Origin of the sequence: Frankia gtarii, assembly GCF_025403375.1 — a bacterium.
Classification (GTDB): Bacteria; Actinomycetota; Actinomycetes; order Frankiales; family Frankiaceae; genus Frankia; species Frankia gtarii.
This window is the reverse complement of record NZ_JAMPTM010000080.1, coordinates 1-24,904: the sequence shown is the minus strand read 5'-3', so window position 1 is coordinate 24,904 and position 24,904 is coordinate 1. Positions and strand designations below refer to the sequence as shown.

The window sequence follows — 24,904 nt, the reverse complement described above, 5'->3', positions numbered from 1 at the left end:
TGTATAAGAGACAGCGCCCGCGCCCTCTACCTCGTCCAACGCCACGCCCCCGACCGAGACCACGACCTCCTCGGCCTGCACGACACGAACCCCACCGTCGACGAAACCCCGAGAACCAGCTGGCGCACCCCCGTGCTGCACGAGGCAACCGACGGAACCCTCCGCCTCCACGACTCCCGCCACGGCACCCTGCAGGTTGACAACCACACCCTGTCCACCGCCGTCACCCGATCCCCGAACGCACTCCGCGGCATCCTCGCCGACCACCCCTGGATCAACCTCGACGGCACCGAAACCCTCATCACCCTCGCCGCCCTCGTCACCGCCTACGCCCCCGAAGCCCTTGAAACCCCCGCCAGCGACAAGAAAGCCGGTGCTCACAGCGCGCCGTCCTCACCTGCGCTTGCCGGCCAGCCATCGATGCCCGCCGCCAACCCGCAGCACCCCCACGCCGTCGAGCCGCCGAATCTCACCCTTTGACGCCATCGGTCCGATGGTCGTGCAGGCCACGTCGGCGGATCTCCAGAAGCCGCTTCATCGGCTTACTCGCTCCCGGGAACTGACCCCACCTCGGCAGGCAGTTATGAGAGGGAGTCCGGACGCCCATCGACGCCGCGGCGCTGCGCGATGGCATCAAGCCCCGACAGGAGTGCGGGCAGCCGCGGGCCACGATCGACGGCCACGATCAGGTTCGGTAGGGCGTCGGTGAGCAGGTAGGCGGACGCGTCCGTGCGGGCGACGAGGTTCCACCCATCGCCCTCCACGCACAGCAGCCGCGCCGCCCCCGACGCGGGGTAGGCACGGACCCAGCCGCGCCGCACCGGCGGCCTGCTCAGGTACTCGCGGGCCGCGTCGAGTACCCGCTGCGCGACGGCGTCGCGGGCTTCTTCTGCCGGCCCCACAACGGGCAGGTCGAGATGGTCGAAGATGGTGTCCCAGTGCGCGCGGATCGCGTGGGCGATCCGCCGGCGCCGCACCACGGTCCACGGCAACGTCGGCGCGGGTTGCGCCGCTGTCCGGTGGGCCCAGAACTGCCGCCAGGCCGCCTGCACCGTGACCGGCGCGCCCAGCTCGCCGTAGCGGTCGCCGAGCCTGATCCAGTCGTCGGCGTCGATCAGGTCACGGCAGGCGTCGCACGCGTGCCAGCCGGCCTCGCCCCCGGTCTCCGCGCCGAGCACCTCGTGCTCCCCCACGAGCTCCCTCCCAGGAGGACGTCGACTGCGACGCTGGGGAAGATCCAGTTGGGATTCTCGTCGCCGCAGAATTGGCAGCGCGGACCGGGATCGAACTCCTCGGGCCACCCATCCCGAACATCCACCCACTGCCCGTCACCCGCTGGCGTGACCTCGGCCCAGCCGTCCTCGCTCGTCACGCCGACCCGGCCAGCGTCCCGCGTGACGACGGTCAGGCGCGCGGCCGGCGCGGACAACAGGTTCAGCACGTAGCCGTCATCGACCAGGGGCAGGTCGAGCGCGGCGCAGGCATCCGCGTAACCGCCAGCGAAGATCTCGGGCACCCGATCCGGCGCGACGACGGCGACCTTCAACGTCATTCATCTATTTTGCCAAAAATGGCCGTCAAGATACTTTTAGTTACAGTCTGCGGCGCGTCGCGGACCAGCCAGAACGTCATGGTCGTCACGACGACGCAGCGTCACCCCGCTCACGGTCGTCCGGCTCGACGACGGTTCAAAAGAAGCGCGGCAGCGTGCCGGTGGACCTCGGCGTTCCGGTCATCGCCGGCATCTGGGAGACGTGCACGCTCCGGCTCGTGGGGCCGCCGCCCTACGAGCCCGGTACGAACGCGCGCTCGCACAGCTACGCAGCGGACCGGGCCCGTACCTCGGGCCGACCGCCACCCTCATACCCAGGGACGCATTTGCGGATGGCCTCCCCCCTGCCGCGCCCACGCCCGCATGCCAACGGCTGACCGATGCCGGGGATCGAAGGTGCTCCGTCCCATGCCCAGCTGGCGGGCGATCGCCCGCTGGTGGGTGTGTGTCCCGCATCCAGCAGGGCGTGCACGGCCGCGTGGGTGCGCCCGGTCCGCTCGGCGAACCGGTAGTTGGTCGGCCCCAGCTACTCGGCCGCCTCGGGTGCCAGATCAGCTGGGGTGGGGTGTCGGCTGGCGCTGGTGAGCCCGTCCCGAGTTCGTGAGAGGTCGGGGTTCAGGTCGGCCCATCGTGGCCGAAAGGACGCACTACGTATAAATTGCAACATAATGGAGCTGGGGGCTTCCCACTGCAGTTGCGGGTGCGCCATGACCAAGGGGACCGGGGGGCCTATGGCGATCGAGTTGCCGGCAAAGGGACGGCAGGTGCGTGTCGACGGCACCCTGATGACGGTCCGGGATGCCGACTGGGCAGACGACGGAGCGATCGAGCTCTTCGTCCTCGACGCTGGTGGCGAGCCGCGCCGGATCCTGCTGTCCGAGCAGCAGCTGGCCAGCGGGCTGGTCCCGATTAACGACCGTGGTGGCGACCCCGCGCGGGCGCTGACGGCCCTGTGGGGGCGTTGGATGCAGCACGCCGTGCCCCGCATCCGCTCCGCGGTGCTGGCCACGCGTCCTCTGCGCCCGTACGCCCATCAGGACGATGCCGTCCACGGGCACATGCTCGGCCAGCCACGACTGCGGTTTCTCCTGGGAGACGAACCCGGAACCGGAAAAACGATCATGGCGGGGATGTATCTGACCGAAGGCTGCCGACAAGGCCTGGTCCAGGGCCGTTCCGTGATCATCGTGCCGGCGCACCTGGTTACCAAGTGGGAACGGGACTTGCGGCGCCTGTTCGGCGTGGAGACGCGACGTATCACCCACGAGTTGGCCGCCGATCCCGCCGACCTCGACCCGCGCTACGACGTGTGGCTCGCCTCGCTCGACCTGTTCACCCACAATACCGACGTGCGGCGAAAGATCGCCGGAGACCGGGCCTCCTGGTCTCTGGCGATCTTTGACGAGGCGCATCGGCTGACCCCCACCAGCCAGTACCTCGCCGCTGCCCGCGCGGCGGCCGGCCGCGCCCATCATCTGCTGCTGCTGACCGCCACCCCGCATCGCGGCAAGGAGCACTACTTCCGCGGGCTGATGAACCTGCTGGACCCGACGCTGTACCCGTGGGATCCCCGCCAGACCGACTACGAGACCGCGCTCGTCCCCAGCAGACTGTCGTTCCTCCGCCGGATGAAGGAAGAACTCGTCGACCACAGCGGCAGCGATCTTTTCCCGCCGCGGTTCTCCGAGACCGTCGCCGTCCGGCTCAGCTCCCACGAGGCAGCCGGCTACGACGCGGTCATGGACTACGTGGACGCCTTTTACGCCGACAGCGCCGTCCTCGCCCGCTCTATCTACGGCAAGCGCGCCGCGTCCAGCCTGCACGCTGCGGCGGCGACGATCCGCCGCCGTGAGGACGCGCTGAAAGCGGCGGCGAGCACACGCGGCACCCCGACGCTCCCCGACGACCTGCTGACCGCCGGAGGGCTGGGCGGGGCGGCCGATGATGATGACGCCTGGGCGCGGGCGGAGGACGCGATCGTGTCCGCCCGGACTCGGGACAGGCGGGCGGAGTTGGCCCGCGTGGCCGCGGTTCTGGACACGTTGCGCGCCGCGGAGCAGGCTGCTGTTCCGGCGAAGTGGACGGCGCTCATGGAATGCCTCGACCGGCATGGGATCCGCTCCGGCCACGGCCAGCTCCTAATGTTCACCGAGTTCACTGACACCGCCCACTGGCTGCGGAGCCGGTTCGAGCACGCCGGGTTCAGCACGGATGTCCTCAGCGGCTCGGCCGACTACCGGATCCGTGACTCGCTGCAGGAACGGTTCCTGGCCGGGGCGTTCCAGGTCCTGGTGTCGACCGACGCGGGCGGGGAGGGCATCGACCTGCAGTCCGCGCACGTCATGGCCAACTGGGATCTTCCCTGGTCGATGGTGCGCCTTGAACAGCGCATGGGCCGCCTACACCGGGTCGGCCAGAGTCATCGCGTGTTCGTCTACCACCTGGTCGCCCCGCACACTCGGGAGGGCCGCGTTCAGCAGGTCATGCTCAACAACATCGCGAGCGCCGCGGAGGCTCTGGACGGCAAGGTGTACGACCTGCTCGACGCCACTGCCGCTCGGGCTGGCTTCGACTGGGGTAAGGCGATGGTCGACGCTCAGGCCTGCCGCGAGGTCCCAATCCCCGAAGCCGCAGCTCTCGTTGAGACCGCGCGTGCGCTCATCGCCGACGAGCGTTCGCTGAGCACGCCGGCGAATGTCGGGGAGGCATTGGAGCGGTTCGCCGCAGACCGGCTTGAGGCGATCAACCCCGTCATCGTCGACGCGATGGTGGACCAGCTCGCCCGCAGCGACGGTTGGGCCATCGACCCCGGCCCGGCGAAAGGTATCCGCCGGCTCACCGCCGCCGGCGGACGGACCCTCCCGGCGGCACTCGGCGGTGGGCCCCAGGGGTATGTCGCCGCGGACGGAGCCTCGGTCCGTCAGGCGATCAACGACGGCGCGACCGGTCTCGACGATGTTGTTGTGCTTGGTCCGACCGAGGAGCCGTTCCAGGCGCTCGTCGCCCATGCGCTCACGGTCGGCGAGGAGGATCTCGTCCGCGGTGCGGCGCTCGTGGACGGCGCTTCCCTGACCTCGTATGTCCTGGCTTTGTTCGATGCGGACATCCAGCTGCATGACGGCGCTACCCGCGCGACTCGCAAGGCCCCCCTGCTCATCCGCTGCTCCGCCGGCCAGGCGCTGCCCGTGGCCTGGGAGTCGCTGATGACCCTGCGCGCCCCCGCGCCCGGGGATCCCGGTGCGACCGGACCGACCACGCTGCCACCGGCGACCAGGCATGACGCGACCGTCGCGGCCCAGGCAGAGCTGCGTGGCCAGGTCGCCGCGCTGACCACCGAACGGCAGGCCTGGATCAGGACCGCCAAGACACAGCTCGATGCCACCCAGTACCGGTTCGAGGAGTCCATCGCTGACCGCGCCCTTGTCGACCGGCGCAGGCTTCTCGCCGAGTTCGACGTGGTTAAGAAGCAGCGGCTCGCCATTCTCGACGACATTGCGCAGGTGGCAGCCAGCGCCGTGCGACTGGTCGGCTGGATTGCTGTCACCGGAGGCGCGCGAGTGGACCAACTCGGCTACGACCCCGATGCCGAGAAGGTCGCGATCGCAACCGTTGTCGCCGAGCTGGAGAGGCTCGGCTACGACGTCGACGACCGGCAGACCGCAGGGGTCGGCTACGACCTGTACGCCCGACACCGGGCCAGCCGGGAGCAGCGCCTCGTCGAGGTCAAGGGCCTGCAAGGAGGCCTGCGCGCGCTCTGGCTCGAAGAGCACGAATGGGCCCAGGCCCAGCAACGCGGTTCCGAGTACTGGCTGTACGTCGTCGACTCGTGTGCGACGGCTCCGATCGTCCGGCTACGCCAGCCCAACCCCGCCGCCACGCTGACCAGCTCGCGACGTATCGAGCGCATCCGGATTCCTCTGTCCGAACTGAAACGCCTGATCGGAGCCCAAACATGACTGTTCCGCTCGACGCCCCCGCCCCGGCGCCGGCTGCGGACACCATCACAACGAGCACGGCCACGGACCCGGCCGCACGTCTGATCGACACCTGGTTCCCCTGCTCCGAGGTCGACGAGGCGGTCCGCACGCCCGAGGGATCCGGTCGCCGGGAGAAGGCCCTGTTCACCTGGTTCGCCTCCCGGCCGATCGCGCAGGCACGTGCCGCCGTTCTGTGCTCGCTGCTACCCGACACACCCGGCAACCGTACGGACATCAAGGCTGTGATCAAGAAGAACGATCCGGCGGTCTGGGCCCGTCTACGTGCCCGCATCGCCGACCAGTACGGACCGAAACCCCCTGTCCTGCTGGACATGTTCTCTGGCAGGGGGATTCTCCCGCTGGAGGCCGCCCGCGCCGGTGCGTCCGCGGTCGGGACAGACCTGTCGCCGGTCGCGACACTCGGCGGCCAGCTACTCGCGGATTTCCCGATGCGGGACTGGTCGGCTGAGCCCACGGTGCCCTATGAGGTGCCGGACCACGCCGATGACGCCGACGAGGACACTTCGCCCGCAACCCGCCGAGGCCGTCGCCGGACCACGGCGGGCGCACGGGCCTTCGAGGAAATGGAGAACCTTGGGGTGGAGGAGCCCCGGCTTCTCCTTGACGTCCGCAAGGTCCTCGGAGAGGTAGGCAGACGCGTCGCGGCGGAAGTCGGCCATCTCTACCCAGACAACCCCGATCAAAAGGGAACCCCGTGGGCGTATCTGTGGGCGGTCACCCTGCCATGTGACGGCTGCGGCCGGCGGTTTCCGCTGACCGGGTCGATGGTGCTCCGGTACCCCTACATGCGGACCGACGATGTCGGGCAGTCCCTCCGGCTCCTGTTCGACGGCGACGAGTTCCGGACCGAGGTACACGACAGCCCCCCGCAGCAGGAACCGGTCTTCGCTGTACTTGCCGGCCGGCGCGGCAAGTCGGCCCGCTGTCCCTTTCCCGGCTGTGGTCGGGTCCACAGCCTCGATGTCGTGAAGGCCAAGGGGTTCGCCGACCAGTACAGAGACGCACTGCTCGCGGTGGCGGAGATCGACCGCGAGACCAACCGGAAGGTCTTCCGTGCTCCACGCGAAGACGAGACCGCCGCCGCCCACAGCGCCGACCCGGATTCCCTGCCTCCGATCGGGGGCATGAGCGCCATTCCGGACGAACGGATCCCGGCTGGTAACAAGGACAACGTGCGGGGAAGCGGCTACGGGTACCGGACATACGGATCCCTCTTCAACCCGCGGCAGGCAGTGCTCTTCGCCGCGACCGCCAGGGTCATCAACGATCTTTACGACGAGCTGGCCGGCATCGTCAGCCAGGACTATGCCCGCGCGCTCGCTGGTTTCGCTGCCAGCAACGTGATGCGACAGATCAAGTACAGCACGCGCGGTTCCGGTAGCCGTCCCCACGGACAGGCCGACGGCACGGAACAGAACCGTGTGCAGGTCGACCATGTTTTCTCGTCGCAGTCCGTTGTCAAACATCAGTTCGACTACCTTGAAGCTGGCCCGGGCACGGGGCCTGGAACGTGGGCTTCCGTATCCACCAGCCTGGTCAACGCCTTGGCTAAGGTACTGGAAGAGAACCAGGCCACCGGCCAGCACGCCCGCTTCCGCCGTCAGTCGGCAACCGCACTACCAATCCGCGATGGCACCGTCGACGTGATCGTCACGGATCCGCCCTACGACGACATGATTGTCTATAGCGACTCGTCGGACATCTTCTACGTCTGGTTCAAGCGAGCCCTCGCGAGTGCGATGCCTGGCCTCTTCGAGGGCGGTCCGAATGGACTCCAGGAGAAGGCCGACGAAATTGTCATCAAGGGCCGGGGGGCCAAGGGCGCCGGTGACCCCCGCAGTGACGACGCCCGCTACAGACGTCTGCTTGCCCAATCCTTTGATGAGGCGCGTCGCGTTCTCAAAGCTGCCGGCCACATGACCGTCATTTTCGGCCATGCCGACCCCGAGGCATGGAAGCGTCTACTCTCGGCGCTCGTCGACACCGGTTTCGTCGTGACCTCGTCGTGGCCCTCGCGCACCGAGACGGCCGTCACCGGCGTGGCAACAATCACCGTGACCGTGTCCATCGGCGCCCGGGTCGCACCGCCGAACAGGCCTGTCGGGATCGCGGCGCAGGTCGACGCCGAGGTCGTCACCCAGGTCAAGTATCTGTGCCGCGGCTGGGACATCGACGGGCTCGCCCTCGACGACCAGCTCATGGCCTCCTACGGGGCCGCGCTGCAGATCGTCGGCCGCTATGACAGGGTCATCGCCCCGGACGGCAGCGCTATGTCCCTTGAGCACTACATGACCCTCGCCCGGCGAGCGGTCCGGGACGCCGTCGCGCTGCGGCTGGACGAGCAGCCCTTGGAGACCTTCGACCCGCACACCCGCCTGGCGGTCTTCTGGCATGTGGTCCACGGCCGGGTCGACGTCCCCAAGGGCGAGGCTCGGTTCTTTGCCCAGTCCGACGGCCTGCGACTGGAGGACTTGCGCGGGCCCATTCTCACCGAGACCAGGGCCGGCTACCGGCTCCGCCATGACGCGCCTGGCCCACTGAGCCCGGCGTCAAGCACCTACGAGGTCGTCCGCGCGATGGCCGCAGCCTGGCCCGCAGGCACTGACAGCGTCGCGGCCTGTCTGTCCGCGGCCGAGCGGAGCCCCACCGACGCCCACGTGTGGGCACTCGTCGACTGGCTCACTACGAAACTGCCCACCTCCGACCCGGTGGCCGTTGCGCTCGCCGCGGTCAAGCGCAACCACGGCTCCATCCAGGCCGCCACACGCACGAGCACGCAGTCGACTTTCCAGTCCGCCCTGTTCGAGGAGACCCCGTGACCGGCCCCGCCCGCGCCCCGCACTGGGCCGGTGTCCTGACCCTGCGTGAGGAGGTCCGCCTCACCGACGGCTCTGTCGGCGACCTGCAGATGAGCCTGGCCAAGGCTGCCTACCAGACCGCGCTCGTGCCCTACGCCAGCTGTGCCTACTACACCGACATCACCCAACCCACCCCGCTGCTGGTCGGTTTCCTCAGCCGGGTGGCGCGGCGACTTGGTGTCACCGGTCTGGACACCACGGCGTGCTTTCACCTCGATCAGGGCATGGGCGGCGGGAAGAGCCATGCCCTCGTCGGCATCTGGCACATGATTGACAAACCTGATGTCTTCCTTTCTTCCGAGCTCGGCCGGGCGGTTGCCGTGGAGGCGACCGCGGGTGGGCACACTCTGGATCTGAGCACGGTCGTCCCGGTCCTGCTGATCGGCGACTCCGTGTCGCCCGGCAAATCTGACCCGCGGTTCGGCCCGGCCACGGACTTGTTTGGACGGCTGCTGTGGGGGTTGTTCGACGGCCACCCCGACCGAGTCGGCCGTTGGCGGCACTACGTCGACCTTGGCGCGAACAAGGCTACGTTGCAGGCCGCCTTCGCCGAGGTCGCCCGTCCGGTACTCGTCGTCGTCGACGAGCTCATGGACTACGCGATGGCCCTCTCCGACAAGACCACCATCGGTGGCCTCCCCGGGGAGCAGGCGTTCCTCAACGCCCTCACCGAGGCTGTCGGAGACCAGCCCCAGGTCGCGCTGGTCGTCGTGATGATCCGCAGTGACGAGGATGAGAAGGGTTACCATCCCGCCGCCGCGGACCTGCGCGCCTATCTGACTGCCCGGCTTCAGCGCAACGGTGAGACCGTCACCGTCACTGAACCGGCGGACTTCGCCCATATCATCCGCCGCCGCCTGTTTACCCGGGCTGACGTGGACGACCCGGCCCGCGCGGTCGCCCGCGCATGCGTCGCCGCCGCCGACGACGTCTGGGCCAGCCAGGTGTACCGCCGGCTAGGCGCCGGCCGCGGGCTCGACCGGCTCGCCGACCGCATCGTCGACACCTACCCGTTCCACCCGGACCTGTTCGAGCTGGTCTCCAAAGAATGGTCCAAGGTTCAGGCCTTCCAGCGCGTCCGCTCCACCGTCTCGATCTTCGCGCGGACGGTGTTGCATTGGGTGAGCCGGCACGAGTCCGGCGAGTACGCGCCCGACCTGATCGGCCCGGGCGACATCCCGCTATACACTGACGCGCTCGACTCCGTACTTTCCTCCGGCGTGCTGGCGGGCAACGACCGGGCGATCCAGGGCTACCGAGCCGTCGCCAGCACCGATATCGTCCGTTCCGGCGGCGGCGCCGGAACCGCCTGGGCCCTGGACGCGACGCTAGCCGCAAGCGGCGTCTCGGCCGGTCAGCCGACCCCGGCCCAGCGGATGGCGACCGCCTGCTTCGCCTACAGCCTCGTCCCGCGCGCCTGGGCCGCGCGCGGCGCCACGAAAGCCGAGCTGATCGCGGCGCTCGCCGGGCCCGGCGTACCTTACTCAGGCGCCGAGGAGGTCTTCAACGCCCTCGTCGCCGGGCCGCTACAGGGCGGCCTCGGTGCGCTGGAGCGGTCGAAGCCCGCTGGTGGCAAGGACGCCGAACGGTTCTACCTGTCGGTCAAGCAGACACTCACCATGTTCCATGCCAACGCCATGACGATGATCAGTCATGACGACGCGCTCGCGCGTGTCTGGGCACGCGCTCTTCAGCTCGCCCAGCGGGCGGACAAAGGTCCCTTCGGCGCGCCGTTTCCCGTCGAGCGGAACGTTGGCGACGCAACAGCGGTGGACGTGTGCTTCGCCGACGTCGACGGACAGCGTAACCGCCTGGTCATACTGGACCCGCGCCGCTGGACGCTGCTCAACGGCAAGGACGCGGCCACCCGTGCCGACCTCGACGCGGTGTTCGGGATCAGCCCCGGGCTTAACACCGACCACGCCGCCTCCCTGGTCGTCGCGATGGTCAACACCCAGCGGCGCGTCCGCCCCCGCGAACGCGCCCGGCAGCTGCTCGCCTGGGAGCGGGTCGTCCCCCAGCTGGACGAAACTGACGACGGGTACGGCGAGGCCTGCGACCGCCGGGACAAGGAGCGGGCGGCGCTGGACACGGACATCAGGTGGGCCTACCAGCACTACGCCTACCTGCTGCGCACACCGGCCGGCCTGGCCGTGCAGTACAAGACGGTGCCGGACGGCAGAACCTCACTCTCCGGCCAGCACGTCTGGGACGAACTTGTTGCTGCCGGTCGTGCCGTGGCCGCCGGTTTCCTCTCGCCGCTGTACGTCGACCAGCTCATCACCGGAGGAAACTTCGACCGGCACCTCACCCCCAGGGAGCTGTTCACCCTGCCCTACAGCGACCCGGGCTGGCCGCTGGTTGCCAGCGACAACGACCTGCGCCAGGCCGTCTTCGAACTGGCTACCGGAACTGCATGGATGCTTACCGACAGCGATGGCAACGAGGTTCGCCCCGCCAACGCCGGGCAGATCCAGCCCGCGTCGATCCAGCAGCGGCTTCGGCCCCGACCCGTCCCCGAGAAGCCCGCACCCCCCACTAAGACAGGAGCGCAAGACGCCTGGCTCGGCACCGGGCGCCCCACGCTGACCCCCGGCGACCCGACGAAGAATTCGACGAAACATATATTGACTCCGCCGGGGCCGGTCGACAAGGAAGAGGGCCTGGAAAGGAAGCAGCAGGCACCGACGTACGAAGTCACCAAGATTCGCATGCCACTGTCATCGCTGAGCGATGACAGCAGACGTGAGAGTGTGTGGGGCCTTATCCGAGAACTAGCCTCCTTGGTCGACCCGCTGAAAGCCGGAGCCCTGGATGTTCAGATGGTAGGAATCGAGATAACAATCAATGCCCGCACAGGTGATGCATCCCAGCTCGCCGAAAAAGCAAAGTCGATCCGAGGTGTCACCGTCACCGTCAAGGAGGACGAATTTTAGTTCGCCGGCCGCGCACAAGAGAAGTAGGCGACGTTGATCAGAAGCCGGTCGCCGGCGGCCGCTTGACGCAATGGATTCCACCCCGCCGACCCAGCCGGGCGACGCCGCGCCATCCCGGTTCCGTGCCTTCGGCTTCTTCCGAGGCTGACAGGCCGGCTTGACCGCTGATCGGGCAGGGCTCGATCGGCTTGCCGGCGCTGTATCGGCTTTCTGCGGCGGCCCCGAGCTGTTACGTCGTGGGGCCACGGGAACGGCGATGACTACCTTGGTGTCGATCCGATGCGGCGGATCGCTGCGGTGTGGCGGCGATGTAGGTTGTGGTGACAGCGGCGATGTCATCACTGCTGATGCTGTTGGGCCATGCAATGGTCCTCACGCCGGGCCGGCGGTGCCTCCGGCCATGCGCCGCCCATCGGTGAAACCGCGAGAAGCCGAGGCTGCCATCCGCGCCCAGTCGCCGTGAGCCCAGCGGTCAGGGCTTTGCCCATGCCCGAGCGCGGCAGGGATGGCTGCCAGGGTCCGACGAGCCGGCCGGCGAGGCCTGTCCAAGGGAAGAAGCAGCCGGCCCGGGTCGATCAGCGGGTCCTGCTGACTCTCGAGCAGGTGCTTGTGGAGCTTGGCGGGCCGGACGGGCCGTTGCCGCGGTCGACTTGGTCTGATTGGCAGCGTAAGGGGACCGGGCCGAAGGTCATCAAGTTGCCGAACGGGCAGATCCGGGTTGCTCGTGACGATCTGAATGCTTGGCTCGACGGCCTGACGCGCGACCCGGCCCGATGAGCACTGGTATTCCCGGTAGATCCACTGGGAACGGCGGGCCCGGCGGGGATGGGGCGGACCTGCAGACGTCGTTCGATGTTCGGGTGTGGGCCGTTCGTGAGGTGAAGGGGAAGAAGCGGTCGACGTGGCAGGCCCGGTGGTGGGTCGCCGGGCGCCCCTCGGAGAATTCCCGCTCGTTCGTCACGAAGGGGGCGGCTGAGGCGCGTCGGGCGGAGATTTTCGCCGCTGTGAAGAAGGGAGAGGCGTTCGACGTCGCGACCGGGCTGCCAGTGCGGGAGGTGCTCGCCCAGAGGGCGGCGGAGCCGCCGCCGGCGCCGCGTTCGTGGCTTGAAGTGGCGCGGGGTTTTACGGATGCGAAGTGGGAGGAGCGGCAGGCTCCTGGCAGTCGGCGTTCGATCGCGCAGGGGCTTGGGATTGCCACAGAGGCCCTTTTCGACGCTCCCGTGCCGGCGGAGTTCGCGGGGCTCGTTCGTGAAGCCCTGGCGGGCTGGTCGTTCAACACCGGCGTGCGTTCCGTCCCGGGTCGGGACGGCCGCAGACGTGAGGCGACGCCACCCGTCGGCTGGGCGGGGGTGTTGGACTGGATGGAGCGGCACAGCCGGCCGGTCACGGACTTGGTGGACCCGGAGATCGCCCGCGCGGCCCTCGGGGCGTTGTCCCGGCGGATGGATGGCCGTCCGGCTGCGGGGAACACCATTGTTCGCCGCCGGCAGGTCTTCGAGATGGCGATCAAATATGCGATTGCTCGCGGTGACTTGGACGCCAATCCGCTCACGGGGCTCGATTGGAGGCCGCCGCGCAAGCTTGTCGCGGTCGACCGGCGCGTCGTCATCAACGCCGACCAGGCCCGCCGCCTATTCGCGGTCGTCGCCGAGCATGCCCCCGATCTGGAGGCTTTCTACGCCACGATTTACCACGCCGCGCTCCGACCCGGCGAACTCCAAGAACTGCGCTTTGACCAACTGACACTGCCGGCGTCCGGCTGGGGTGAAGCGCTTGTGGACGCGAACAATCCTGAGATTTCGCCCCGCTGGTCCGATGCTCCGGACGGGCCGCGCCAGCCTCGGGAACTCAAGCACCGGGCGAAGGGGGAGGTGCGTCAGGTGCCGTTGAACCCGCCGCTGGTCGCGATCCTGCGCCGCCATATCGACACGTTCGGGGTTACCGCCGATGGTCGGCTGTTCCGGTCGGGAAAGGACGGGCCGGTGAAGGCGATCCGGTACATCGCGAGGTGGCGGCAGGCCCGCGAGATCGCCCTCACGCCAGCCGAGCAGGCATCGCCGCTGGCGCGACGGCCCTACGACCTGCGGCACGCCGCCGTGTCCGGCTGGCTGAACGCCGGCGTCCCCGTCACTCAGGTCGCGGAGTGGGCGGGCCACTCCGTGCGGGTGTGCCTGCTCGTCTACGCGAGGTGCATCGCCGGTGGGGACGAGGCCGCCCGGCGGCGGATCGACGCGGCGTTGGCTGCCGAGAGCGAGACGTCCGGGGTCTCGCCGGCTCCGGAGCCGGCGGATTCTCATCCGCGCCCTATCCGCAGCCAGCCGGAAACGACCGGACTGGATCGGACACTGCCGGACATCACCCCGGCAGAGCCCGAACCGTCGACCGGACCAGAACTGGACCTCTGACCAGCGGAAACGGCCTCTGATCAGGAGCGGGCGAGGTGGCGGCTGATCACCATGCGCTGGATCTGGTTGGTTCCTTCGAAGATCTGCATTATTTTGGCTTCGCGCATGTAGCGCTCGACCGGGTAGTCCTTGGTGTAGCCGGCGCCGCCGAAGACCTGGACGGCGTCCTCGGTGACCTTCATGACGGCGTCGGTGGCGACGAGCTTGGCGATGCTCGCGGCCTTGCCGGCGGGCAGGCCGGCGTCGCGGCGCCGGGCCGCGGCCAGGGTCGTCGCCCGCGCCGACTCGACCGCTGCGGCCATGTCGGCGAGCAGGAAGCCGAGCCCCTGATGGTCGATGATCGCCTTGCCGAAGGCCTGGCGCTCCTTGGCGTAGGCGACCGCGTCGTCGAGGGCGCGCTGGGCGAGACCGACCGCGGCGGCGGCGATGCCGAGCCGCCCGGCGTCCAGGGCGGCGAGGGCGATCCGCAGGCCGTTGCCCTCCGTGCCGATGAGGCGGTCGGCGGGCACGGGTGCCTCGTCGAAGCCGATCTGGGTCGTGGGGGAGGCCGTCAGGCCCATTTTGCGCTCGGGCGGGTGCACGTCCATGCCGGCGGTGCCGGCGTCGAGGAGGAAGCAGGAGATGCCGCCGGAGCGGTCCGCGGAGGTGCGGGCGAAGACGGTGTAGAAGTCGGCGGCGCCGCCGTGCGTCACCCACGCCTTCGTCCCGGACAGGCGGTATCCGCCGGCGGGGTCGAGGCGGGCGGCCGTCGTCATCGCCGCCGGGTCGGAGCCGGCGTGCGGCTCGGACAGGCAGTAGGCGCCGAGCAGCTTTCCGGACAGCAGCCGGGGCAGCAGGTCGGCGCGCTGGGCTTCGGCGCCGTGGTAGGCCAGCGGGAAGCAGCTCAGGCTGTGCACGCTCACCCCGACGGCGACCGACGCCGACCGGTAGGCGATCTCCTCCAGTACCTGCAGGTAGACCTCGTAGGGCTGGCCGCCGCCGCCGAACTCCTCCGGGTAGGGCAGCGCGAGCAGCCCGGCGTCGCCCAGGATGTGAAAGACCTCGCGGGGGAAGCGGGCCTTGGCCTCGTCGTCGACGACCCGAGGCTCGATCTCCTTCTCGCCGATGGTGCGGACGAGGTCGATCAGCTCGCCGGCCTCGGGGGAGGGGAGTAGGCGGTCGGCCGGCATGGCGTGCCTCCAGGGATCGCACCGAGGGACCGGGAGTCGCCCGGGGCTCACCGTGCGACGGAGACGACAGTACCGCACGGAGTACCGCGGTACTGTTTGGTGCTGGGGTAAATTGATCGATCATGACGGTGAACTGGGACATCGACACCTGGTCGGCCGCGTCGGCCGGTGGACCGAGGACCAGCCGCCAGTCGAATCTGTTCGACGCCCTCGTCGAGATCTTTCTCGCGGAGGGATTCGCCCGGTTCACCCTCGCTGACCTCGCCGGCCGGCTGCGGTGCTCCAAATCGACGCTCTACACCCTCGCCCACAGCAAGGAACAGCTCGCGGTCGCCGTTGTCGTGCACTTTTTCCGCAACGCCGCCGAGCGGATCGAAGACAGCTTGCGCAGCGCGCCCGACCCGGCCGATCGGCTGCGTCGCTACCTCGACGGGGTCGCCGCCGAGCTACGCCCCGCCTCCGCGGCCTTCCGCGCCGACCTCGCCGCGTTCCCGCCGGCCCGCGCGATCTACGAGCGCAACACCAGCTTCGCCGCGGCAAAGCTGCGCACCCTGGTCGCCGAGGGAGTGGCCGCGGGCGTGTTCCGGGAGGTCGACGCGCGCCTCGTCGGCCAGGTCGCCACGCTTGCGATGGTCGGCATCCAGCAGGGCACGATCGAACGGGAGACGGGCCTCGCCGACGCCGACGCCTACGCCCAGCTCGCCTCCCTGCTGCTGCACGGCCTGGCCCGCCGGGACGCCGACGCTGCGGACGGCTCGCCGAGCCGGCCTGCCCCGGCGCTCGCCGCGTCCGAGACGGTCACCTAGGCGGTGGCCTCAGCTGGCCCGGTCGGCCCTGGCCAGGTGGTTCCACGTGGTGGCGCCGACCTCCCCGTCGACGACGGCGTGGACGGTCGACTGGTAGTGCCGCACCCAGGCGTCGGTACGCGGCCCGAACTCGCCGTCCACCAGGAGCTTCCACCGGTAGTCGGGGTCGAGCAGGCTGGAGGCGTCCTGCACGGCGCGGACGGCGTCGCCGCGCGAACCGGTCCGCACCGGCACGATCAGCACCGGCCAGGTCCGCTGGCCGACCTGCCCGTCGGGCGTCAGACGGTGCCGGGTCTGGAAAGCGCGCACGGCGGCCGTGGTCCCGGGTCCGTAAACGCCGTCAACAAGGACGCCCAGGTTGTGCGCGCCGAGAAGATACTGCACGAGCTGCACGGTGTGTCCGAAGTCGTCGGGCTTCTGAACGGGCCAGGCGAGCGTCATAAGATCATCTCCCGTGTCGCGTGAGCGGAGGCGGATAAGAATGGTGTGGAATACGTGCGAGCCTGCGCTCGACCACCGATTTCCGCCGCATTTCGTCGTGCTCACGACACCCCGGGACCTGTCCGCACGTCTCCTTCTTCGCGGCTGCCTGGAAGTGGCAGCCGCCCCGAGGGTTCGGTCGGGGCGGCCGATGTTTCGCCGGTTGACTGGGCGTCAGCTCGGCTCGTACGCGGTCAGCGGTGGGGCGGGATAGGGGGCGAAGCCCGGGCGCCAGCCGGCGGCGAGTTTACGTATGGCGATGCCGTCGGGTGCCCAGATGTGGCAGCTTCCGGTGAGGGCCGAGGCCGGCTGCCCGCTCACCACGGGACCCGAGCGTTCGGCCCGGACCGGCGTCTCGGCGTCGGCAGTCAGGCCGCGGCGGCGGGCGTCGGCGCTGCTCAGCGTCGCCTGGATGATGGCGGGGCCGGCGGCGCGGGCGAGCTCGTGCAGGTGCGAGCAGCCATGCACACCGGAGACGGTCTCGCGTAAGGCGCGGGTGAACCCGCGACGCACCGACAACCCGACCAGACGGTCGAAGCTCGGCCTGATCAGGGGGCACTCGGTGTGTGGGAAGGCGTTCATCCGCGATTCGACGGCGACGATCGTCAGGTCCGCCGCCCGCACGTGCAGGACGAGCTCCATGTCATGCAGCAGCACCCGGTCCGGGTCCGGATGCCAGGGTCGGACGTCGCGCAGCCTCGCCTGAGCGATCAACAGGTCGTCGGCCTGGCGGGTCTCGATCTCGATCGTCCTGCGGTGCACCGGCACGGCCTGTGACATCGCGGCTCCCCTCGTGCTCGCCCGGCGGCCGCGTGCGGCGCCATGGGCTGGTCCGGCGGTCGGACCGGGGCCAGCACGCGATGCCGCGCCGGCTCGGCCTACCCGGCGGTGGCCGGGGCGGCGCCTCGGGGGCCGTGCGGGGACAGGTCGGCGAGCTGGGCCCGCACCCAGGCTGTCACGTCGCTGGCCGCGGGGTCGGCCGTCAGCGACGTGAACAGCACCGGACGGGTGCCGCGGGCCGCCGCGGCGTCGCGGGCCATGACCCCGAGATCCGCGCCGACCAGGGCAGCGAGATCCGTCTTGTTGATGACCAGCAGGTCGCTGAGGGTGACTCCCGGGCCGCCCTTGCGCGGGACCTTGTCGCCGCCGGCCACGTCGACGACGAAGATCTGCCGGTCGATCAGGCCGTAGCTGAACGTCGCGGTGAGGTTGTCGCCGCCGGACTCGACGAGGACGAGGTCGAGGGGGCCGGCGTCGGCCTCCAGATCCTCGACCGCGTCCAGGTTGGCGGTGATGTCGTCGCGGATCGCCGTGTGGGGGCAGCAGCCGGTCTCCACGGCTCGGATCCGCTGCGGGTCCAGCACCCCGGCGCGGCGCAGGAAGTCGGCGTCCTCGGTCGTGTAGATGTCGTTCGTGACGACGCCGAGGCGCAGGCTCGGCGCCAGGGAGCGGCACAGCGCGGCGACGAGCGCCGTCTTCCCACTGCCCACGGGGCCGCCGACGCCGATGCGCGGCGCCCGCCCGAGCGGCACCGGGCCGCCACCACCGCCGTGCGCGTGCGGCGGGTGTAGTTCGTCGTGACCGAGATGCATCGTCGAAGCTCTCCCGGGGTGCTGGCGGACGGGGTGCGGTCGGGCGGCCTGCGGTCGGACCGGGCGGGGGGTGGTCGGGCCGGTCTGCGTCAGGCGGCGCGTTGCGCCGGGTGCGCGACGCCGAGCTGGGCGTGGTCGAGGAAGGCGCCGGGCATCGCCGCGAGGTCCGGCCGGGACGGCGCGGCGCCCGAGCGGACCAGCAGGTCGCCGAGCGCGGCGATCATCACCCCGTTGTCGGTGCAGCGCTTGCGGGCGGGGATCCGCAGCCGGATGCCAGCCGCGTCGCACCGCTGCGCCGCCAGGGCCCGCAGCCGGCTGTTCGCCGCGACCCCGCCGACGATGAGCAGGTCACCGATCTCGTGGTCGCGGCAGGCGCGGACCGCCTTGGCGGTGAGCACGTCGACCACCGCCTCCTGGAACGACGCGATCACGTCGCCGGCAGGGACGGTGGAGTCGGGGTGGGCCTCCACCCAGCGGGCGACGGCCGTCTTCAGCCCGGAGAAGGAGAACGTGTACGGCGAGTCGGTGCGGCCGGTGAGCGGGCGCGGGAACGCCAGCGCCGTCGGATCGTTGCCGACTGCCCCGCGGTCGACCGCGGGCCCGCCCGGGTAGGGCAGGCCGAGGACCCGGGCTACCTTGTCGAAGCATTCGCCGGCGGCGTCGTCGAGGGTGTCGCCGAGGTGGACGATCGGGTCGCGGGCCAGGTCGCCGACGCGCAGCAGCGACGTGTGCCCGCCGGAGACGATCAGCGCGATGACCGGGTCGGGCAGCGGCTCGCCGTCGACGAGGTCCGCGGCGAGATGGCCGGCGAGGTGGTGGACCCCGTAGAGCGGCACGTCGAGTGCGGTGGCGTACGCCTTCGCCGCGGACACCCCGACGTGCAGTGCGGTGGCGAGGCCGGGACCCGCGGTGACGGCGACGGCGCCGATGTCGGCGGCGGTCAGCCCCGCCGACGACAACGCCGCGCGCACGCACGGGACCACCGCCTGAACGTGTGCCCGCGCCGCGATCTCCGGCACCACGCCGCCGTAGCGGGCGTGCTGGTCCATGCTCGTCGACAGCGCCTCGCCGAGTAGGACCCCGTCGCGGACGAGCGCGACCCCGGTCTCGTCGCAGGACGTCTCAATGCCCATCACCACCGGGCTGGGCTGCACCGGCATCGTTCGTGGCCTCCCTCGGACGGCGGACCGCCATCGTCCCTACCAGCACCGTCCCCGCGCAGGGCAGGAGATTGCACCCTTGTGTGGAGACTACGCCGGCCCCGAGTTCGCATGTCAGCCCAGGTCAGCGAGGGTCGTCCGCGGGATCGGCGGCGACGCAGGCCCGGCACAGGCCGGTGAGCGCGGCGTGATCGGGCTGGAGCCGGAACCCGATCTGGCGGGCGAGCCGCTCGGCGACGCCGTCGAGCAGGTCGGCCGGCACGTCGCTGATCTCCCCGCAGCGCCGACAACGCACGTGCAGGTGGCCGCTGCCGGTCAGGGACGGGTCGAGGTGATAGACGGCGGGCCCGTGATCGGGATGCACGTGGGTGACCAGGCCGAGGTCGCCGAGGGTCTCCACCGCCCGGTAGACGGTGGTGCGGTGCAGCCCGGGGACGATCACGTCGGCACGGGTGAGGACGTCGTCGACACAGAGGTGCTCGCTGGTCTCGGCGAGCACCCGCAGCACCGCCCGGCGCGCCGGGGTGACCCGCTCCCCGAGCGCCCGCAGCTCGGCGATCCCGGCCGCGGCGAGATCCCGCCGCTCGGCGCCAGCCCCCGGGGTGGCGGCGGCATTCGGTGCGGCGGCGGTATTCGGTGCGGCGGCGCCGGCGGGCCTACTGTCCTGCATGACGTCCACCTCCGGACAACGATCGGCCGGCCGGCGGCGCTCCCGGGCGAGGGCCTCGCCGGCCGTACCGATCATCCCCGCTGGAGTCGGTGCGTACGCGACCGCGCGCACGACCATCGCAACGTCGACCGTCGGATGCCCGGTCATCGATCACCGCCGCTCGGGGGCCCCGGTCCGGGAATCCGACGGATGGAATGCCCGTGACGCGCCAGGCACGTCGGCGTGGAAACGAGGAATCCGGACGCATCGCCGCCATGGCGAATGCGAACCGACGGGTCCACCCGGCTGCCCGATCCCACGGAGATATCGGTGGTGGAACGCCCGCCGTTTGCCGGGCACCCGTCACACCGAAAGTAAGTTCTCCAATCCGGGGAGGGTGAGGCGCCGGTTCGTTGACCGGAACGGCGCGGAGAAAACGTCCGCGTGGTCGACCGGATCGCGGCCCGTCCGGCCGCCCGTGCTCCGTCCGGCCGCCCGTGCTCCGCCCGGCGGCCTGAGTGCCAGGGCGGCTCCCGAAGCGGCTTTTGTTGCGGGCAGGTGACCGGCGCTCGGCGGTGGGCTCTCGGCGGCGGGCCTCCTTATGACACAGTGTCCGCCATGGCCGTACTCCCCATCCGCACCGTCGGCGACCCCGTGCTACGCACCCCGACGGCGCTCGTGACGACGTTCGACGCCGCTTTGGCGCGACTGGTCGAAGACATGATCGACACCATGTACGACGCGCCCGGTGTGGGGTTGGCCGCCCCGCAGGTCGGCGTCGGCCTGCGGGTGTTCGTCTTCGACGTCGACTACGACCCGCGCGACGTCGCGGTGCCCCGCGTGCCCCGCGTGGTGGTGAACCCGGTGCTGGAACTGGCCGTCGACGGCGAGCACCAGCACGGCCTGGAGGGCTGCCTGTCCGTGCCGGGCCGGCACTTCCCGACGACGCGGGCGCTGCAGGCCAGCGTGCGCGGGGTGGATGTCGCAGGTGCGGCCGTGGAGTACGCCGGCGAGGGTCTGCTGGCCCGCTGTTTCCAGCATGAGGTCGACCACCTCGACGGCACGCTGTATCTCGACCGGCTGACCGGCGAGGACCGCAAGGCGGCCGTGCAGGCGTTGCGCGAGCCTGCGCCGAGTCCGGAGCAGGTGCGCGCGGCCGGCGAGGAACTGCGCGCCCTGCGCCGCGCGGACCAGTGACGCGGGAGGATCGGGTGACGGCGGCACACCGGATGGGGGGCGAGCTGTCTTGGCATCCTCCCGCCCGCGAGAATCGCAGGAACGCCGTCCGGGAGAATGCCGGTCGGGGGAATGTCGGGCAGGGGAATGCCGGTGTGTCGAGGATGTCGGTGAGTGGGGAGTGGCCGCGGTGACGGAGTTCTCTGGCGGGCCGTACAAGCGGCCGTTCCGGTTCAACATCCAGTGTTCCTCGCCCGAGCAGGTCGACGCCCGGTCGTGGGCGGACCTTGCCCGGCAGGTCGAGGACCTGGGGTACGCGACGCTGACCGTCTCCGACCATCTCGACGAGCAGGTCGCCCCGATCGCGGCGCTGATGGCCGCGGCGGACGCTACGACCACGTTGCGTATCGGTGCGATGGTTTTCAGTAACGACTACCGGCATCCGGTCGTGCTCGCGAAGGAGGCGGCCACCCTCGACGCGCTGTCCGGCGGCCGGTTCGAGCTCGGCCTCGGCGCCGGCTGGATGACCTCGGACTACGCCCGTGCCGGCCTGCCGCTGGACCCGCCGGGGGTGCGGATCAGCCGCCTCGCCGAGTCTCTCGACGTCATCAAGGGCATGTTCGCCGACGGTCCGCTGACCTACCACGGCACGCATTACCAGGTGGCCGGACTCAGCGGCACGCCGAAGCCGGTGCAGCGCCCCCACCCGCCGATCGTCATCGGCGGCGGCGGGCGACGGCTGCTGTCGCTGGCCGCCCGGGAGGCCGACATCATCGGGCTGAACATGAACATGGTCGGCGGGGTCATCGACGCCTCCCTCGGCCCGAACGCGACGACGGCCGCCACCGACGAGAAGATCGCCTGGATCCGTGAGGCCGCCGGCGCCCGGTGGGACGATCTCACCCTGCAGGTGCGCATCCACCTGGCGATCGTCACCGACAACCGCCACGAGATCGTCGAGCAGCTCGCCGCCGGCTTCGGGCTCACCACGGAGCAGGCCTACGCCACCCCGCACGCGCTGTGCGGCTCGGTCGACCAGATCGTCGACGACCTCGTCGAACGTCGGGAGCGGTTCGGGATCAGCACCATCGGCGTCGCCCTCGACTCGCTCACCGCGCTGGCACCCGTCGTCGCGCGGCTCGCGGGTACCTGACCCGCCCGGCGGGCACCGTGCGTCCGCGTCTGCGTCCTCGCCCGGTCGCCGTCCCTGCCCCGCCGCCTGTTGCATCGTTGCATCCCGAATCCATCCGAACGCCCGTCGTCGTCGAGGAGCCAGCGTTGGTCGAGCACATGAAGTGGTGGGGTTGGGGCCGGGAGAGTGTCTCCTTCAGCCACGCCGACAAGCCCGACCTGGCGCCGTTCGTGCGTACGCACATCGGTCTCGACATCACCCGGCCGCCCGCGCAGCCGCCGGCCTTCGCGGATCTGGCGATTCCCGAGCCGACGCTGCCGCAGGCGCTGCGCGTTGCGCTCGTCGCCGCCGTCGGCGCGGAGCACGTCCACACCGACGCCCACGACCGGGTGGTGCACGCCTACGGCAAGAGCCTGCGTGACCTGGTCCGGATCCGCAACGCCGACCTCGGCAGGCTGCCCGACGCCGTCGTCTACCCGGACGGCGAGCAGGCGGTGCGGGCCGTGCTCGCCGCCGCGCTCGACGCCGACGCCGTGGTCATCCCGTTCGGCGGCGGCACCAACATCTCCGGCAGTCTGGAGGCGCCGCGCGCGGAGACCCGACCGGTGCTCTCCGTGGACCTGGGGCGCCTCGACCGCGTCCTGGAGATCGACGCCGACGCCCGGCTCGCCCGCATCCAGGCCGGGGCGCTCGGCCCGCACCTCGAGGAGCAGCTCAACGCCCAGGGCTGGACGCTGGGCCACTTCCCGGACAGCTTCTCCCACTCCACCCTGGGCGGGTGGATCGCCACCCGCTCGTCGGGCATGCAGTCCGACAAGTACGGCGACATCGCCGAGATCACCCGGGCGGTGCGCGTCGTCACCCCCGCCGGCGTCCTCGCGACCCGGCCCGTGCCCAGCCAGTCGACCGGGCCGAGCGTGCGGGAGATGATCCTCGGCAGCGAGGGCCGGCTCGGCATCATCACCGAGGCGACGGTGCAGGTCCACCGGGTGCCCGAGGAGCGGGTCATCCTCGGCTACTTCTTCCCCACCTGGGACGATGCCCTCGTCGCCATGCGGGAGATCGCCGCGAGCGAGGCCAGCCCGACCGTCACCCGGGTGTCCGACGCGAACGAGACCCGGTTCTCCTTCGCCACCCGCAGGAAGGGCTCGCTCGCCTCGGGGCTGGTCTCCGCCGGGCTGAAGCAGTACCTGCGCCGCGTCCGCAACTACGACCTGGACCAGATGTGCCTGTCGTTCATCGGCTTCGAGGGGACGCCCGCGCACGTCAAGGCCCAGCGCAAGCTCGTCGGTGAGATCGTCGGGCGTCACGGCGGCATCTGCGTCGGCACCGGTCCCGGGCAGCTCTACGACCAGAAGAAGTTCGACACCCCCTACATCCGCGACTTCCTGCTCGGTCAGGGTGCGGTGGCGGACGTGTCGGAGACGTCGGCGTCCTGGTCCCAGCTCGCCCCGCTGTACCGGGGCGTGGTGGCCCGGGCCAACAAGGCGTTCGCCGAGATCGGCGTCGACGGCTGGATCATGTGCCACCTGTCGCACTCGTACCATTCCGGCGCCTGTCTGTACTTCACGTTCGCCTACGAATCCCCGGTCACCCTCGCGGCGATCGAGGGCTACGACACGGTGAAGTCCGCGATCCAGCAGGGCTTCCTCGACCTCGCGGGCACCCTGTCGCATCACCACGCGGTCGGCCTCGAGCACGCCTCCTGGCTCGGCGACGACATCTCCCCGGCCGGCGTGCACCTGCTCTCCGCGCTCTTCGACGGCATCGACCCCGGCCACAACCTCAACCCCGGCAAGATCATCCCTGGTGCTGGTGCTGGTGCTGGTGCTGGTGCTGGTGCTGGTGCTGGTGCTGGTGCTGGTGCTGGTGCTGGTGCGGCGAAGGACGGCGGGCTGACCGGAGACGGCGAGTCGGCGGCCGGCTAGTGGCGCCTCAGAGGCCCCTTTCCCGTTCTGTTATCACGTTCCGTGACGCCTGGCGGTGTGGCCGAGTCGGATCGCGAACCGGGTGACGGTTCGTGCGTCGGCGGCGGATGCGTGGGAAAACGCCTACCTGTTCCTTCCGGGGGGTTCGGCGTCTGATTCGTCCCCCGGAAGGAACAGGTAGCGCCGCTCCCGTGCACACCACCTCCTCGCGGGGCGGTGTGGTGGTGCCGGCGGGCCTCACACCCCGTCACCGAACACGGGAAAGGGACTGCGGACAGGGGAAGGGCGGTGGACATGCGCACGATCCTGGTGGTCGGCATCGGGGCCGGGGATCCGGACCAGCTCACGATCCAGGCGGTCAGGGCCCTCGGCCGCGCCGACGTGTTCTTCGTGCTGGACAAGGGTCCGGCCAAGGACGACCTGGTTCGGCTGCGCCGGGAGATCCTCGACCGGCACATCGGCGCTGGCGGTTATCGCGTCGTCGAGGCCCGCGACCCACGCCGCGACCGGAATCCCGCCGATGCGGCCGCCTACGCCGCCGCCGTCGAGGACTGGCACGACCGCCGCGCCGAGCTGTACGAGCGGATGATCGTCGACGAGCTGGCCGAGGACGGCTGCGGCGCGTTCCTCGTCTGGGGCGACCCGTCGCTCTACGACAGCACGCTGCGCATCATCGAGCGAGTCGCCGCCCGCGGCCGGGTGGCGTTCGACTACGAGGTGATCCCCGGGATCACCAGCGTGCAGGCGCTGGCCGCGAGCCACCGGTTGGTGCTCAACCGCGTCGGCGGCCCGGTCGAGATCACCACCGGCCGCCGACTCGCCGAGGGTTTCCCGCCCGGGGTCGACGACGTCGTCGTCATGCTCGACGCGGACACCACCTTCCGCACCCTCGACGACCCCGACCTCGACATCTACTGGGGCGCCTACCTCGGCACCTCGGACGAGATGCTCATACACGGCCGGGTCGCCGACGTCGGCAGCTCCATCGCCCGCACCCGCGCCGACGCCCGCCGCCGCAAAGGCTGGATCATGGACATCTACCTGCTGCGCCGCCGTCCACCCG

At 70.4% G+C, this 24,904-nt stretch carries 17 protein-coding genes and 1 pseudogene; 10 read left to right on the top strand and 8 right to left on the bottom strand.

Translation table 11 applies throughout. The annotated features are described in order from the left end of the window. Positions 1-480, top strand: a pseudogene (locus NBZ83_RS14110) (hypothetical protein); the annotation flags it as partial. A gap of 101 nt (positions 481-581) precedes the next feature. Here the strand turns inward: NBZ83_RS14110 and NBZ83_RS14105 are convergent. Next, positions 582-1,193 (bottom strand): hypothetical protein, encoded by a 612-nt coding sequence (locus tag NBZ83_RS14105; protein WP_261575142.1) that lies wholly within the window; start codon positions 1,191-1,193, stop codon positions 582-584. Continuing rightward, on the bottom strand, positions 1,115-1,552 hold the full coding sequence (locus NBZ83_RS14100; protein ID WP_261575141.1) for a hypothetical protein: 438 nt from the start codon (positions 1,550-1,552) through the stop codon (positions 1,115-1,117). Before NBZ83_RS14100 ends, NBZ83_RS14105 begins: the two co-directional genes overlap by 79 nt. A gap of 581 nt (positions 1,553-2,133) precedes the next feature. Between NBZ83_RS14100 and NBZ83_RS14095 the strand changes: the two genes are divergently transcribed. The 4 genes from NBZ83_RS14095 to NBZ83_RS14080 all read left to right on the top strand — a co-directional run bounded on the left by NBZ83_RS14095 (position 2,134) and on the right by NBZ83_RS14080 (position 13,749). After that, positions 2,134-5,508 (top strand): helicase-related protein, encoded by a 3,375-nt coding sequence (locus NBZ83_RS14095; RefSeq protein WP_261575140.1) that lies wholly within the window; start codon positions 2,134-2,136, stop codon positions 5,506-5,508. 470 nt (positions 5,509-5,978) lie between these two features. Beyond that, positions 5,979-8,369, top strand: coding sequence for a hypothetical protein (locus tag NBZ83_RS14090; protein ID WP_261575139.1), 2,391 nt, complete (start codon positions 5,979-5,981; stop codon positions 8,367-8,369). Beyond that, complete coding sequence (locus NBZ83_RS14085) at positions 8,366-11,344, top strand: DUF499 family protein (RefSeq protein WP_261575138.1); 2,979 nt, start codon at positions 8,366-8,368, stop codon at positions 11,342-11,344. The genes NBZ83_RS14090 and NBZ83_RS14085 overlap by 4 nt, the downstream gene beginning before the upstream one ends. Before the next feature lie 860 nt (positions 11,345-12,204). Beyond that, positions 12,205-13,749, top strand: coding sequence for a tyrosine-type recombinase/integrase (locus tag NBZ83_RS14080; protein ID WP_261575137.1), 1,545 nt, complete (start codon positions 12,205-12,207; stop codon positions 13,747-13,749). A gap of 20 nt (positions 13,750-13,769) precedes the next feature. Here the strand turns inward: NBZ83_RS14080 and NBZ83_RS14075 are convergent, their stop codons facing one another. Then, a complete protein-coding gene (locus tag NBZ83_RS14075) occupies positions 13,770-14,918 on the bottom strand; it encodes an acyl-CoA dehydrogenase family protein (RefSeq protein ID WP_261575136.1) in 1,149 nt (382 codons plus the stop codon). A gap of 122 nt (positions 14,919-15,040) precedes the next feature. Here NBZ83_RS14075 and NBZ83_RS14070 point away from each other — a divergent pair, with 122 nt between their 5' ends. Further along, a complete protein-coding gene (locus NBZ83_RS14070; RefSeq protein ID WP_261569084.1) occupies positions 15,041-15,724 on the top strand; it encodes a TetR/AcrR family transcriptional regulator in 684 nt (227 codons plus the stop codon). A gap of 9 nt (positions 15,725-15,733) precedes the next feature. Here NBZ83_RS14070 and NBZ83_RS14065 read toward each other — a convergent pair whose 3' ends face one another. The 5 genes from NBZ83_RS14065 to NBZ83_RS14045 all read right to left on the bottom strand — a co-directional run bounded on the left by NBZ83_RS14065 (position 15,734) and on the right by NBZ83_RS14045 (position 19,773). Then, complete coding sequence (locus NBZ83_RS14065) at positions 15,734-16,165, bottom strand: peptidoglycan-binding domain-containing protein (protein WP_261575135.1); 432 nt, start codon at positions 16,163-16,165, stop codon at positions 15,734-15,736. Positions 16,166-16,378: 213 nt separating this feature from the next. Then, the gene (locus NBZ83_RS14060) at positions 16,379-16,984 is read right to left on the bottom strand and encodes a DUF2889 domain-containing protein (protein ID WP_261569086.1); all 606 of its coding nucleotides are present in this window, start codon (positions 16,982-16,984) and stop codon (positions 16,379-16,381) included. A 98-nt stretch (positions 16,985-17,082) separates the two neighbouring features. Next, positions 17,083-17,796, bottom strand: a complete 714-nt coding sequence (gene ureG, locus NBZ83_RS14055; RefSeq protein WP_264763295.1) for an urease accessory protein UreG — start codon at positions 17,794-17,796, stop codon at positions 17,083-17,085. A gap of 89 nt (positions 17,797-17,885) precedes the next feature. Beyond that, on the bottom strand, positions 17,886-18,956 hold the full coding sequence (tsaD, locus tag NBZ83_RS14050; RefSeq protein ID WP_261569087.1) for a tRNA (adenosine(37)-N6)-threonylcarbamoyltransferase complex transferase subunit TsaD: 1,071 nt from the start codon (positions 18,954-18,956) through the stop codon (positions 17,886-17,888). Between the two features lie 124 nt (positions 18,957-19,080). Continuing rightward, positions 19,081-19,773 (bottom strand): Fur family transcriptional regulator, encoded by a 693-nt coding sequence (locus tag NBZ83_RS14045; RefSeq protein ID WP_261575134.1) that lies wholly within the window; start codon positions 19,771-19,773, stop codon positions 19,081-19,083. A 450-nt stretch (positions 19,774-20,223) separates the two neighbouring features. On the opposite strand from NBZ83_RS14045, the gene def reads away from it, so the two are divergent. From def to cobF, 4 genes are all read left to right on the top strand, one after another. Continuing rightward, positions 20,224-20,802, top strand: a complete 579-nt coding sequence (def, locus tag NBZ83_RS14040; RefSeq protein WP_261569089.1) for a peptide deformylase — start codon at positions 20,224-20,226, stop codon at positions 20,800-20,802. 169 nt (positions 20,803-20,971) lie between these two features. Continuing rightward, positions 20,972-21,934: an LLM class F420-dependent oxidoreductase gene (locus NBZ83_RS14035; RefSeq protein ID WP_261569090.1), complete on the top strand. Its 963-nt coding sequence runs from the start codon at positions 20,972-20,974 to the stop codon at positions 21,932-21,934. 125 nt (positions 21,935-22,059) lie between these two features. Continuing rightward, the gene (locus NBZ83_RS14030) at positions 22,060-23,841 is read left to right on the top strand and encodes an FAD-binding oxidoreductase (RefSeq protein WP_261575133.1); all 1,782 of its coding nucleotides are present in this window, start codon (positions 22,060-22,062) and stop codon (positions 23,839-23,841) included. Between the two features lie 294 nt (positions 23,842-24,135). Then, positions 24,136-24,904, top strand: a 769-nt coding sequence (cobF, locus tag NBZ83_RS14025) for a precorrin-6A synthase (deacetylating) (protein ID WP_261575132.1), incomplete at its 3' end; no start/stop codon positions are given.

Coding starts and splice junctions, on each gene's coding strand:
- tsaD (WP_261569087.1), bottom strand. CDS start 18,956: ATGCCGGTGCAGCCCAGCCCGGTGGTGATGGGCATTGAGACGTCCTGC.
- NBZ83_RS14045 (WP_261575134.1), bottom strand. CDS start 19,773: ATGACCGGGCATCCGACGGTCGACGTTGCGATGGTCGTGCGCGCGGTC.
- NBZ83_RS14060 (WP_261569086.1), bottom strand. CDS start 16,984: ATGTCACAGGCCGTGCCGGTGCACCGCAGGACGATCGAGATCGAGACC.
- NBZ83_RS14070 (WP_261569084.1), top strand. CDS start 15,041: ATGACGGTGAACTGGGACATCGACACCTGGTCGGCCGCGTCGGCCGGT.
- NBZ83_RS14075 (WP_261575136.1), bottom strand. CDS start 14,918: ATGCCGGCCGACCGCCTACTCCCCTCCCCCGAGGCCGGCGAGCTGATC.
- def (WP_261569089.1), top strand. CDS start 20,224: ATGGCCGTACTCCCCATCCGCACCGTCGGCGACCCCGTGCTACGCACC.
- ureG (WP_264763295.1), bottom strand. CDS start 17,796: ATGCATCTCGGTCACGACGAACTACACCCGCCGCACGCGCACGGCGGT.
- NBZ83_RS14100 (WP_261575141.1), bottom strand. CDS start 1,552: ATGACGTTGAAGGTCGCCGTCGTCGCGCCGGATCGGGTGCCCGAGATC.
- NBZ83_RS14090 (WP_261575139.1), top strand. CDS start 5,979: ATGCGGGACTGGTCGGCTGAGCCCACGGTGCCCTATGAGGTGCCGGAC.
- NBZ83_RS14065 (WP_261575135.1), bottom strand. CDS start 16,165: ATGACGCTCGCCTGGCCCGTTCAGAAGCCCGACGACTTCGGACACACC.